This is a genomic window from Microbulbifer sp. JSM ZJ756 (genome assembly GCF_044383805.1).
In the GTDB taxonomy this organism is placed as follows: Bacteria; Pseudomonadota; Gammaproteobacteria; order Pseudomonadales; family Cellvibrionaceae; genus Microbulbifer; species Microbulbifer zhoushanensis.
Map to the genome: position 1 here is coordinate 242366 of NZ_JBISER010000002.1, position 12105 is coordinate 254470.

General features: G+C 62.4%; 14 protein-coding genes. 6 read left to right on the plus strand and 8 right to left on the minus strand.

Translation table 11 applies throughout. The annotated features are described in order from the left end of the window. Positions 1 to 24: 24 nt before the first annotated feature. Positions 25 to 693: a nucleotidyltransferase family protein gene (locus ACH6CX_RS05070; RefSeq protein WP_334078515.1), complete on the plus strand. Its 669-nt coding sequence runs from the start codon at positions 25 to 27 to the stop codon at positions 691 to 693. Here the strand turns inward: ACH6CX_RS05070 and ACH6CX_RS05075 are convergent. The 5 genes from ACH6CX_RS05075 to ACH6CX_RS05095 form a co-directional block, all read right to left on the minus strand. Then, on the minus strand, positions 587 to 1483 hold the full coding sequence (locus tag ACH6CX_RS05075; protein WP_334078516.1) for a M90 family metallopeptidase: 897 nt from the start codon (positions 1481 to 1483) through the stop codon (positions 587 to 589). The genes ACH6CX_RS05070 and ACH6CX_RS05075 overlap by 107 nt on opposite strands. Then, positions 1480 to 2151: an SOS response-associated peptidase family protein gene (locus ACH6CX_RS05080; protein ID WP_334078517.1), complete on the minus strand. Its 672-nt coding sequence runs from the start codon at positions 2149 to 2151 to the stop codon at positions 1480 to 1482. The genes ACH6CX_RS05075 and ACH6CX_RS05080 overlap by 4 nt, the downstream gene beginning before the upstream one ends. Before the next feature lie 88 nt (positions 2152 to 2239). Beyond that, a complete protein-coding gene (locus tag ACH6CX_RS05085) occupies positions 2240 to 2776 on the minus strand; it encodes an NUDIX domain-containing protein (protein WP_232941650.1) in 537 nt (178 codons plus the stop codon). A 103-nt stretch (positions 2777 to 2879) separates the two neighbouring features. Continuing rightward, positions 2880 to 3353: a CYTH domain-containing protein gene (locus ACH6CX_RS05090; protein WP_232941651.1), complete on the minus strand. Its 474-nt coding sequence runs from the start codon at positions 3351 to 3353 to the stop codon at positions 2880 to 2882. A 74-nt stretch (positions 3354 to 3427) separates the two neighbouring features. After that, the gene (locus tag ACH6CX_RS05095; protein WP_334078518.1) at positions 3428 to 3856 is read right to left on the minus strand and encodes a hypothetical protein; all 429 of its coding nucleotides are present in this window, start codon (positions 3854 to 3856) and stop codon (positions 3428 to 3430) included. A 138-nt stretch (positions 3857 to 3994) separates the two neighbouring features. Here ACH6CX_RS05095 and ACH6CX_RS05100 point away from each other — a divergent pair, with 138 nt between their 5' ends. The 5 genes from ACH6CX_RS05100 (at position 3995) to ACH6CX_RS05120 (ending at position 9393) form a co-directional block, all read left to right on the plus strand. Beyond that, positions 3995 to 5002 carry a tryptophan--tRNA ligase gene (locus ACH6CX_RS05100; RefSeq protein WP_232941653.1) on the plus strand — a complete coding sequence of 336 codons (1008 nt, stop codon included), beginning with the start codon at positions 3995 to 3997 and terminating at the stop codon, positions 5000 to 5002. A 120-nt stretch (positions 5003 to 5122) separates the two neighbouring features. Then, positions 5123 to 6700, plus strand: coding sequence for an AbgT family transporter (locus ACH6CX_RS05105; RefSeq protein ID WP_237063785.1), 1578 nt, complete (start codon positions 5123 to 5125; stop codon positions 6698 to 6700). A 71-nt stretch (positions 6701 to 6771) separates the two neighbouring features. Next, entirely contained in the window at positions 6772 to 7101 is a 330-nt protein-coding gene (locus ACH6CX_RS05110; RefSeq protein ID WP_232941655.1) for a multidrug efflux SMR transporter, read from the plus strand. 182 nt (positions 7102 to 7283) lie between these two features. Continuing rightward, positions 7284 to 7856 carry a hypothetical protein gene (locus ACH6CX_RS05115; protein WP_237063783.1) on the plus strand — a complete coding sequence of 191 codons (573 nt, stop codon included), beginning with the start codon at positions 7284 to 7286 and terminating at the stop codon, positions 7854 to 7856. 16 nt (positions 7857 to 7872) lie between these two features. After that, a complete protein-coding gene (locus ACH6CX_RS05120) occupies positions 7873 to 9393 on the plus strand; it encodes a PepSY-associated TM helix domain-containing protein (RefSeq protein WP_396675040.1) in 1521 nt (506 codons plus the stop codon). A gap of 6 nt (positions 9394 to 9399) precedes the next feature. On the opposite strand, the gene ACH6CX_RS05125 is transcribed toward ACH6CX_RS05120, so the two are convergent. From ACH6CX_RS05125 to ACH6CX_RS05135, 3 genes are all read right to left on the minus strand, one after another. Beyond that, a complete protein-coding gene (locus ACH6CX_RS05125) occupies positions 9400 to 9861 on the minus strand; it encodes a GNAT family N-acetyltransferase (RefSeq protein ID WP_232941658.1) in 462 nt (153 codons plus the stop codon). Positions 9862 to 9944: 83 nt separating this feature from the next. Beyond that, positions 9945 to 10952: a mechanosensitive ion channel family protein gene (locus ACH6CX_RS05130; protein ID WP_237063781.1), complete on the minus strand. Its 1008-nt coding sequence runs from the start codon at positions 10950 to 10952 to the stop codon at positions 9945 to 9947. 371 nt (positions 10953 to 11323) lie between these two features. Next, entirely contained in the window at positions 11324 to 12070 is a 747-nt protein-coding gene (locus ACH6CX_RS05135; protein WP_232941660.1) for a triacylglycerol lipase, read from the minus strand. Between the last annotated feature and the right edge of the window lie 35 nt (positions 12071 to 12105).

Sequence of the window (12105 nt, forward strand, 5' to 3'; positions counted from 1 at the left end):
AGACGCCGGGGCAGGGAGCCACTGATGGAATACGCCGCTATCCTTCTCGCCGCCGGCTACTCGCACCGGTTCGGCAGTGACAAGCGCCTGGCGGATATCGACGGGGAGCCCATGCTGCTGGCAACACTGGCCGGTATTCGCGCGGCCCTGGATACCCTGGGGCCGGGCCCCGCCGAGCCGGGCCGGCTGCAGGTGGTGGTTCGTTCCCGGGACGGGCTGGTGGGCCGCCTGCTGGCGGGGCAGGGTGGGGAGTTGGTGCGTGCCCCCGCCTGGCCGGTAGGGATCGGTGCCAGTATCTCCGCTGCCGCCGCGAAACTGGCGTCGCTGGATGAGCCGCCACGGGCCCTGGCGATCTGCCCGGCAGATATGCCGTTTGTAAGGCCCGAGTCATTGTGCGAGCTCTTGCGCCACTGCGCGGCGGACAAGATCTGTGCGCCGGTATTCGCGGGGCAGCGGGGCAAGCCGGTGGTGTTCGGCCGGTGCTTCCTGGGGCAACTGGCTCAGTTGCGGGCCCGGAAGGACTGGGAGCGGGTAATCCATGCCAATCCCGCCGCACTGTGCGACGTGCCGGTGGATGATATAGGCGTTACGCTGGATGTTGACTGCCCCGCAGATTTTCATCGTGCCAAGCGGCGGGGTCCAGGTGATAGAAGGCCCGCAGCTCTGCATACAGCTTCCCATGGTGGTCCCTGAGCTCCACCGGGATCGAGAAAAAAGACTCTGATGCCACGGCGAAAAACTCCGCCGGTGACTGGGCGCCATAGGGGTCGAGAATGGAAGCCTGTCCCCCGGCAGCCTCGTCGCTCCCGGTATTGCCTGTCCCTGTTTTCTTCTCCTGCCTAATCACCTGGTGTCGCAGTCGCTCATATTCCTCCCGAAAGACCGGCGCCCAGTTACGTCCCGATTCATTATCGGTGAACAGGGGGCGGCCGTCATAGACACCGTCCTCTTCGTCCAGCTTGTGGGCAAATTCGTGCACGATCACATTGCGGCCCTGTTGTGGGTGGAGCAGGTCTTCCTCGATGTCAGCCCAGGACAGCACCACCGGCCCGAGATAGTGGGACTCCCCCTCCCGCGCGCTGGCGGCGGTCATCTCGATGGCGCCCTCGAAATGGGTTTCCCGCGCCACATAGGTATCGGGGTAAAGCAGCACGGTTCGCAGTGCGGGGTAGCAGCGGTTTTGCCGGCCGGTCAGCAGCAGGCAGGCCCAGGCGGCCACGCAGAGCCGCATTTCATCGGTTATCCGCAGGCCGTCACAGCCGACAAACTCCTTGTCATGCAGGAACAGGCTGACATTGGCGCACAATTCCCGCTGGGCTTCCGGCGCCAGGGCCGAGTAAAAGGGCAGGGCGGATTGCAGGTGCCGGTAGGCCGACGGTGTGAGGGGACGCGCTCGCAGGTAGCGCCGCCGCCATTTCTGCCAGTAGACCGGCAGCACCCAGACCAGGATTGCCAGCGCGATAACGGCCAGGAATGTGTTCATGACTGCCCCTCACCGGGCGCGCCCACCGGCAGAGCGGGACCGGTGTAGTCGGTGGATGTGGCGCGTTTCAGTGGCCGGTATTGCAGGACCCGGTCAGCGTAGTCGACCCGCGGTACCAGGTAGGGGCTGAAGGGCGTGGTATCGGTATCGCCTGACAGCCACTGGCGGATAAATCCGCTGCTTGGTGGGGCGATCATGGGCAGGCTCTTGTCGTGGAAGCGTTCCGTTAGCGGGTGCGCGGGCAGCGTAATGATTGAGCAGCTCAGCAGCCTGCCGTCGTCCCAGCTTTTGTACAGGCCGCAGAAGAAAAAAGGTAGTCCAAACGAAAATTCCACCGGGTTGTCGCCGTGCTGGCTCTCAACCCAGGCATTGGCCGGAATCAGGCAGCGGGAGTGCCGGTACTCCGGACGCTTGGGTAACTTGCGCCAGTTACTGTTGATGGACCAGTATTTTTTATGGGGGCTGTAGTGGTCACCCTCTTTCTGCAGGTACAGGTGCCAGATTGCCGTCTCCAGTTCGGGCATCCCGTGGCGGCCGGTGACAATGCTGACCTGTGAGGTCGGCCGGCGCCGGCGGCCATAAATCATTCTCTGCGGGTAGCCGACGCCCACCTGCTCGAGAAATCGCTCTATGCCGGCATGGTCGTCTGCATCGAACAGGCTGCACATGGGTGTTTGGGCCCTTGCTGTAAAAGCGGTGACAGGCAGGAGTGTACCAGCTGGGTGACAGCTGTCGCGCACCCGTTGCAGGGGCCTGCTACTGGCCCGCAGCAGTCAGCCGCGATAGTGCCATATAGCGCTGGATGTATGGCTTGTGTGTGTAGAGGATATCCTCCGGCAGGTCATCCGGGGCGAAGAAGCGGGTCTCCACCACCTCGCTGTCATTGAATACCATATCCCCTTCCGCGATTTCACACTGGACCGCGATATCAACCACCGGTGTATAGGCGGGTTTGCGCACGTCGAGTACCCGGGTGGACAGCACCTCGGCCCCTATTTCTTCCTGTAGTTCACGCCGCACCGCCTGCTCCACGGTTTCACCGTGCTCGAGCCATCCCCCGGGCAGGCCCCAGGCATCCTGGTAGCGGTGGCGGACCAGCAACAGGGAGTCTTCCCTCTTAATCAGGAACACCATGCCGACCAGGAACTTGTCCGAGGTGATATATGAAATTTTCCAGCGCAGGTCGACCGGAAGCTCGCGGTAGATCGTGTATTTGAGCCCGGGAAAGGCGAGGAGGGCGGCTGCAGCCCCGCAGCAAGCCAGGAGGATAAGGGCTAGGGTCTTCTTGATCATGGGGCGCTTGGCTACCTCGATTCGCTCGCCATGGCGATATTACTGGCAAGCATTCGCCGCATAGCGGCTTTATTACTGCATGGATCTGTCATTGGGCTCCCGGTTACCAGTCACAATACGGGGTGTCGACCAGGTTCGCATTGTAATAGCGGGGATCGCCGGTAACCTCTGCTGTGACCCAGTCCGGGCGCTCGAATTCCTCGGCCTCCGACTCCAGCTCAATTTCGGCCACTACCAGTCCCCGGTTACGCCCCGAGAAAATGTCGATCTCCCACTTGTGCTGTCCCACGGTTACGATGTGGCGGGTTTTCTCGATGACCTGGCCCCCACACAGGGTGTCGATAATTTCCTGTGCATCCGCCACGGGAATTTCGTATTCGAACTCGCTGCGGGAAATACCCCTGGTGGCCCCCTTGAGGGTGAGAAAGCCGCGGTCGCCATAGATTCGCGCCCGGACTGTGGATGTGCCGGACACCGGCAGGTAGCCCTGGGATACGGCGGTGCCCCCCTCCCGGGTGGCCAGGGTAGCGGCAAAGCCGGGCTCCACCAGGAATTTTCTCTCGATTTCTTTGGCCATCGATGTCTCTGCCAAGTCTCCATAACAGGGGCCCGGGCCAGCCGGCCGGGTTACGCGGGTGGTGGTGCCCGGGCTCAGTAGAGCTCGCCCAGCGGGACGGCGCGCGCCGCGCGCCTGAACAGCCGTCGTCCCAGTTCATACTCGGGCCCTGACTGCGGCGACCATACACTGCTGGAATGGTACTCCCCTGCCCATTGAACTTCTATCTTCCAGGCCGCGCCGTCCAGGCCATGGCGTTCCGGCGGTGGGCGCGCGCCCAGGTAGCTTCCGGTTACCAGCCGCCGTATCCGGTCGACGAATGAGGCCTCGGCCTCCAGTGATACCGGCCCCGTGCGGGCTTTGCCCCAGGGCGTGCTTTCCGCAATACAGAGTCTACCCGGTACCGGGTCCAGCCGGATGGTTAGCGGAAAGTCAAAAGCGCGCTCCAGGGTGAAGCGCACGTAGTCCCCCGGGCGTGGGGTCAGGTGCTGGTGGCTTTGGGCTGGTAGTGGTAACCGGTTCAACCCGGCTCCCTGGAGAGATATGGCCTGGTTGAATTTTGAGCGGCCGGGCCGGTTGGCCCGGCATACAACCGCGCCGCTGAAACGGGTATCATGTCGCTCAGATTTGTACCAGTATGTAGCACGGAAACCCAAGGATCTATGAGCAAGCAGCGTGTCCTGACCGGCATCACCACCACCGGCACTCCCCACCTGGGCAATTACGTGGGCGCCATCCGCCCGGCGATTGCCGCCAGCCAGGAGGAAAACAACCAGTCCTTTTACTTCCTCGCCGACTACCATGCGCTGATCAAGTGCCAGGACCCGGAGCAGGTACACCAGTCCACCCGGGAAATTGCCGCCACCTGGCTGGCCCTGGGACTCAATACCGACAATGTGGTGTTCTACCGCCAGTCCGATATCCATGAGATCCCGGAACTCACCTGGCTGCTGACCTGCATGACCGCCAAGGGCCTGATGAACCGTGCACACGCCTACAAGGCGGCGGTGGATGCCAACCGGGCCGACGGCGAGGACTCCGACTTCGGCATCAACATGGGCCTGTACAGCTACCCGATCCTGATGGCCGCCGATATCCTGATGTTCAACGCCAACAAGGTGCCTGTGGGCAAGGACCAAGTCCAGCACATCGAAATGGCCCGTGATATCGCCCAGCGCTTCAACCACCATTACGGCGAGCACTTTGCGCTGCCGGAGGCGGTCGTGGATGATCATGTAGCGGTGCTGCAGGGCCTGGACGGCCGTAAGATGAGTAAAAGCTACGGCAATACCATCCCGCTGTTCCTGACGGAAAAGCAGCTGAAAAAGCACATCAACAAGATCAAGACCAACCTGCTGGAACCGGGCGAGCCCAAGGACCCGGATACCTCTACCGTGTTCCAGGTCTGGCAGGCGTTTGCCACCCCGGAGCAGACCGCCGAGATGCGCAAGGCTTTCGAGGAGGGCATCGCCTGGGGCGAGGCCAAGAAGCAACTGTTCGAGCTGGTCAATGGCCAGATCGGCGATGCCCGCGAGCGTTACCATGAGCTGCTGGCCAACCCGGCGGATATCGAGGCAGAGCTGGAGAAGGGCGCCGAAAAGGCCCGGGCTTATTCCGCCCCGTTTATCGAGAAGCTGCGTGCGGCGGTGGGTATCCGCAAGATCGGCTGATTGCGTTGCCGGCTCGCCGGCGCATTCGCTCAATGTAGTCATCCGCGGGCCATGGCCCGCGGATGGATGTATAAGAACAACAAACAAGCACAATAACTACTAATTACAGGGAGCCCTGTTATGAGTGATGTCGAGGCGAGTCCTGCCGCCGGTGTAGAAGGTGGCAAGGGCATTGAAAAAAACAGCTGGGTCAACCGGGCGCTGAACCGGGTAGAAGTGATCGGCAACCGCCTGCCGGACCCGGCGGTACTCTTCCTGATCCTGATGGTCACCGTATGGGTCTTCTCCTGGCTGTTGTCCGGGGTCAGCTTTGACGCGCAGCACCCGGCCACCGGTGAGGCGATCCGCATCAACAATCTCCTCTCGGGGGAGTCACTCGCATACTTTCTCTCCAACATGGTCACGACCTTTACCGGCTTTGCCCCCCTGGGGGTGGTGCTGGTGGCCATGCTCGGCGTGGGTGTCGCAGAGCAGAGCGGGTTTATCAATGCGGTGCTGAAAAAGCTGCTGGGAGTAACCCCGCAGATGCTGCTGACCCCAATGGTGATCCTCGTCGCCATCGTCAGCCACACGGCAGTGGATGCGGGCTACGTGCTGGTGATACCGCTGGGTGGGGTGATCTTCTATGCGGCCGGACGCCATCCGCTGGCCGGTATTGCGGCGGCGTTTGCCGGCGTCTCCGGTGGTTTCTCTGCCAACTTCGTGCCCTCGGCGATCGATCCCCTGTTACAGGGCTTTACCCAGTCGGCGGCGCAGATCGTGGATGCACAGGTACAGCTCAACCCACTGAACAACTGGGCCTTTACCTCGGCTTCCTGCCTGGTGATCGTGCTGCTGGGCTGGTGGCTCACCGACCGGGTCATCGAACCGCGCCTCAGGGACGTGGAGATCGACGGGGACGAGAATGAGATGCCGGTGATGCAGGACATGGGCGAGCGCGAGCGCCGGGCGCTGCGCTGGTCCCTGCTGGTGATGGCTGCCGGCATTGCCGGGCTGGTGGCCTGGATGCTGCCGGAGTCCTCGGCCCTGCGCGATGGTGCGGGCCAGCTGGCATCCTTCGGTGCACCGGCGATGAAGTCGATCGTGCCGCTGATCTTCCTGCTGTTTATCATCCCGGGAGTGGTGTTCGGCTACCTGACCGGCACCTTTGGCAAGTCGAAGGATGTTATCGACTCCATGTCGAAGACCACCGGCTCCATGTCCTACTACATCGTGATGGCGTTCTTCTGTGCCCTCTTTATTGCCGAATTCGGCCGCTCCGGGCTCGGTACATTGCTGGCAGTGGAGGGAGGCGGCCTGCTGGCGGCGATGAACCTGCCGGGACCCGTGACCCTGATGGGCATTATCCTGCTGGTGGGCTCGGTAAACCTGTTCGTGGGTTCCGCCTCCGCCAAATGGGCACTGCTGGCCCCGATCTTTGTACCCATGCTGATGCAGGTGGGTTTCTCCCCGGACCTGACCCAGGCCGCCTACCGGGTGGGGGATTCCTCCACCAACATCATCACCCCGCTGATGCCGTATTTCCCACTGGTGGTGGTGTATTGCCAGCGCTACGTGAAGGGTACCGGTATCGGCACCCTGGTATCGTTGATGCTGCCCTATTCAGTGGCCTTCCTGTTGTGCTGGTCGATCTTCCTGGTGATCTACTGGTCCATCGGCCTGCCCCTGGGGCTGCAGTCCAGCTATACCTATCCCTGACATTGACCGGGAAACTGCCGGCGGGGCCATAGGGGCACCGCCAGGCTCTTCCCGCCTGGTTGAGTGAGAATATGGCTTACCTGTACCTGGCCATTGCCATTGTTGCCGAGGTCGCCGGTACCACTGCACTGAAGGCCTCAGAGCAGTTCACCCGGCCACTGCCGTCGCTGGTTGTGGTGGTGTGCTACGGACTGGCGTTCTATATGCTGGCGCTGGTACTGCGCACTATTCCGGTGGGCATCGCCTACGCCATCTGGGCCGGGGTAGGGATCCTGTTGGTGGCCCTGGCGGGCGCGGTTATCTACCGCGAGGTGCCGGACTGGCCGGCGGTGATCGGCATGACGCTGATTGTCGCCGGTGTGGTGATCATCAACCTCTTCTCTGAAAGCAAGGTGCACTGACCTGCGGCCCGCCCTGTGGCTATACCCGGACGTTTTCCTTTCTTTGTTGCAAATAAGAATCTATCGCATTATTGTTTGCTGCGGTTGTGCTGGTCCCGCGCGGCAATCCCCTGCCATCTGGACCGGTATGCAATTCCAGGGACATAAAAACAGGAGCCGGGCCTCTCTCGCCGGGAATACCAATGATGGAATCGCCGCTTGTTGCCGGCCTGGTGGCTGGACTCTGTATTTTCTCCGGTGTCACTTGCCTGTATTTCGCATGGCAGCGTAGCGGGCCGCAGCGCCTGTTTACGCTCGCGGGATGGGGGTTGCTTGTCGCGTCAGTCTGGAGCTGGTCGGGCGCCTACAGCCTGGAGTTCGGCATCTGCTTCAGTGTAATTCTCACGGCGCTGGTGGCCTGGCTGGTAGTGATCCTGGGTGGGGCATTGCCGCGGCGCCGGGACCTCTTGTCACAACGACCGGCCCGCGCGCGCCGTTCAGAACCGACGGTCGCCGGGCGTGTCAGGTTGCGCAGGAGCATACGCTTCCTGGCCGCTTTGGTGCTGCCGCTTACCTGCGCCGTGGTATTTGCCCTGTCGTTTTTTGGCTGGAGCGACGCGGAGGAGAGTACCCGCTTGGTGAGTGCGGTGTTTGTCGGGCTGCTGGCCTGGAAGGCCGGGGTGGTCTGGGTAAGTGCCGACCGGAATCTGGCGCGGGCGGTGCTGGGCCTGCTGCTGGTCAACGCCGGCAGCGGCCTGCTGCTGGCCGTGCAATGACCGGGGGAGAAGAGCGATGAAACTGTCATTCAGGCCCAGCCCGGCCTTTGTGCGCGATATGACCGGTGGGCATTCAGCGCTGGGGCTCTTTCTGTCCACCCTGCTGTATATCGTCTGTGTGAGCGGTACCCTCGCGGTCTTCTACCCGGAGTTTGAACGCTGGGAGCAGGCATCCGCGGGGGAAATGCTGACAGTCGAAGCGGATGTATACCGGCGCGCTGCCCGCGAGGCCCTTGCCGGGATTCCTGCCGATGGCGAGCAGCCGGGCGTGATCCGCTTTACGGCACCCACCGCCGAGATGCCCCGCATGCTGGTCGAAGTGGGGGAGAGAGAGCATTTCGTCGGCGGTAACGGGACTCTGCGGGAACAGGTAACGCATGAGTGGACGGATTTTCTCGTCTATCTCCATTTTGCCCTTAACCTCCCTGTGGGCCTGGGTGTCCCGGTAGTGGGCCTGATCGGCGTGCTGATGGCGGCGCTGATTATTTCCGGATTGCTGGCCCACCCCAATATCGTGCGTGAGGCATTCTCCCTCCGTGGTCGTGGTTCAGCGCGTCGACGCCAGGTGGACCTGCATAACCGCCTGGGCGTATGGGCGGCGCCATTTCACCTGATGATCGCGCTGACGGGTGCATTTATCGGCCTCGCAACGGTGTTCGCCTTTGCGATTGCACAGGTTTTTTATTCCGGCGATGTGGAGAGGGTGCACCACCTGCTGTTTCGGGATGTGCCGGAGGCGAAGGCGGAAGCCAGCGCTGTACCGGTGCCGGATTTTGCCCCGGCACTCGCGTCGCTGGCCCGCATCGCTCCAGGAAGAGAGCCGTTTCGGATCAGCCTTCACAACCCCGGCAGGGTGGGTCAGTTGTTTGAAATTACCACCCGCGTACCGGGGCGACTGGTCTGGGGAGAACGATTTTACTTCAATGCCGATGGCGCTTCCCTGGGGCGGGATGGCTGGTCCGATGGCAGTGCGGGCAAGCAGGTTTACGCCTCTAGTTTTCGCCTGCATTTTGGTCACTACGGCGGTTTCGCCGTGAAAGTGGCCTACTTCCTGCTGGGCCTTGGAATGTGTGCACTGGTGGTTTCAGGAATCAATATCTGGCTGCTGCGCAAACGACAGCGGGGTTTCCCCCGGGAAAGGCTGGAGCGCATATGGGTGGCGCAGGTGTGGGGGGTGCCCCTGTTGATTGCAGCGGCCGCCCTCGGCCAGCTGGTCCTGGGCTTGCCTCCCCTGCCGGTATTCTGGGGCGGGATTTTGGGGCTCAGCCTGGTGGCTGCGTTCCGGGGGAGTTGTGCCGGATGGTCCTGGTACTTGCGCCTGGCTGTTGTCCTGGTCGCGATGGGCGTGGTCGGGGCACACCTTGGCCGGTTTGGTGCCGGTGCCATCCATGGCGGCGCGCTGGTGGGCAACCTTGTCTGGTTGCTCTGCGCCCTCGGTTTCGGCCTGTCCTGCTGGTTCCGGGATGGTCGCCAGCGCGTTGCCCGCCCGGGGGAAGCGGTTTCCGGAGAGCCGGCAGCTACCCCCGATACGGGCTGAAAGGCTTTATTGGACCGGGCGTAGCATTTCGATATGCGGGATACCATCCTCGTCGTAGGGTTCTGATACCTGCTCAAAGCCGAAATCGCGATAAAAACCGGCAAGGTGGAGCTGGGCGGAAATACGGATGGCGGCGCCGGGATGGACGTCATCAGATAGCAGCACTGCACGGCGCACCAGCTCGCGCCCGAGCCCGGTGCCCCGCGCCGACAGGGCGGTTAGCACACGGCCTATGGCCGGTTCGCGATACTTCTTCCCCGGGTCCACCACGCGCAGGTAGGCGAGCAGGTGTGGTTCCGGGGTGCGCGTATCCCAGCCACACAGGTGCCAGGAATCCCAGTCCCTGCCATCGGCGTCCTGGTAGGCACAGTCCTGTTCCACCGTGAAGACCTCCTGGCGCACCCGCAGGATTTCATACAGTTGCCGGTTGTCCAGCCCCTCGAGGCGCGCCCACTGCCACTCCACCATGAACAATCTCTCTCCTTAGCGGGTTGAGCGCAGAGAATAGCGGTTTCCGCCGGGGGTGAGAACGGCCGGGCGGCCCGCTGCCATCAGTCCCGCTCCAGCTGGGCACGCCAGCGGGGCCGGGTTTCTCCCGCCGAAGGCGCCGGCCAGCCCTCCCGCTGCCGGCTGCGATCGCCGTCATTCTCCTCTGTCTGGTCGTGGAAAAGCTGCACCCGGGTCTCGAACGGCATATCGATCTGCGCCTCATCCAGGGCCAGCTTGATGGCCCTGACCACGGCAGCGCCGATATGGTTGGCATCGGTCTGGCGGCTGTGGGTCCACCAGCGTACACGGATGGTCACCCAGCTGGCGGCGAGCCCCCAGGGCAGGGCCTCTACAGGAACCTTGTCCTGCACGCCCTCGACCTTGCTGACCGCTTCTACCAATACCTCGCAGGCACGGTCGATACCGTCGCCGTAGCCGATGCCGACATCGTATTCACTGCGACGCAGTGGGTGGGCGGTCTTCACCACCACTGCGGTGGTGTAGATGTCGGCGTTGGGAATGACCACCCGCTGGCCGTCATAGGTGCGGATAAATGTGGCGCGGTTCTCGATTTTCTTGACCGTGCCCTCGAATTCCCCGACACGGATCTGGTCGTTCAGGTGAAAGGGCTCCTTGAGCAGGATCAGCAGGCCTGCCAGCCAGTTCTGCAGGATATCCTTGAAGGCGAAGCCAAAAGCCACTGAGCCCACGCCGAGCCCGGCGACAAGGTCGCCCGGCTTCAGGGTGGGCATGACAATGGTTGCTGCCAGCAGGCAACCAACGCCGAACAGTATCCACTTCACCAGGCCGCCCAGGACTTCCCCGAGGTTTTCCCGCTTGCGTCGCGCCAGGTGTTTGCGGGTGAGGAAACCGAACAGCGTGCCGAGCAGGTACAGCAGTATGACTACCACCAGCGCTGCCACAAAGTTGGGGATATGCTGGATACCATCGGCAATCCAGCCATCGACTTTGCCCAGTGCGGTTTCCAGGCCGCGATCTACCTGCTCCGGAAGTTCCCGGAGCGCTTCCGAACTTTCTTCCTGGCCGGCGAGTAGGCGTTGTGCCGTCATCCAATTCATCCCCGAGACCCCTGGCCGGGTCGAGTTTTCCCTGCTGTATCGCGCAGTTTAGTCGTAGCCGCGGCCGGGCGGCGTATCCTCCGGGACTTTCCGGCGTCGGGTAGAAGTATCGCGTCTCAGAGGATGATCGCTATCGGGATGTTGTGGCCACGCATGGCATCACGCAGCTGCCGGGAGATTGAGGCGCCCATCTCAATCACTGCACGGGACGGTCGGGGGGAGGAACCGGGCTAGAGAAAGAATGTCCTGGTAGCAGCCATGAAAGCAGGCAACACGATTGGCCGGCACGCTGGTGTCAGTCGCCGGGGATCAGCGCCCACCACTGGAAGACCGATCCGCGACAGGGGAGAGCGTGCCGCAAGTCAATCCCGGCCAGTGCGATCCTGTTGCGGCCGCTTGAACTGGCCCTGTTGCAGGTAGTGGATTACCTGGGCGATGACTTCGTCATTTTTCATCATGAATACATGGGTTGCAGGCACGGTGATATGGTCGTTCATGCCCTCCAGCTTTGTCCTCTCTACCGAGACCTTGCCGTCATCGGTGGCCGGGATCATCCGGGAAAGTATCGGGTTGATGCTGCGGCTACCGGCAATGATCCCCAGGTCGAACTCGGCCGCCCCCAGCCGGTTGGGAACGCTCATGTCGCCGGTGCCAAGCTGTAGTCCCGCGTCGCCGAACATGAAATGAAAGCCCGGGAAGCTCCCCAATCGGTCGACCACCTCACTGCCCCGGTTGGGCGGCCCCAGCATAACGACCCGTTTCAGGTTCTTGATCGGCACCCGGCTGAGGTACTGTCGTACCAGTATTCCGCCCATGGAGTGGGTAACAAAATTTACCTCGCTATCTTCCGGGCACCGGTCCAGGGCCGGTGCTATTGCGGGCCCGGCGAGTTGGTCGATGGGCCGTTCGGTGGAGGGGTAATCGACATTCACTGTGTGGTAACCGGCTTCCCCGATGGCACGTTCCAGCTTTGCCATGGAACGGTCGGATTTGGCCAGGCCGTGCAGGAGAATCACGCAGGCTTCAGTGGCGCTGGATAGCGGAGAGTAGGGCAGTGCCAGTACTGCCAGCAGCAATGCGTATGCCCGTTTCCGGGAGCCTATGTACATGGTTTTCGATAAGTCCGGGTCGTTGGCGGCTGGCT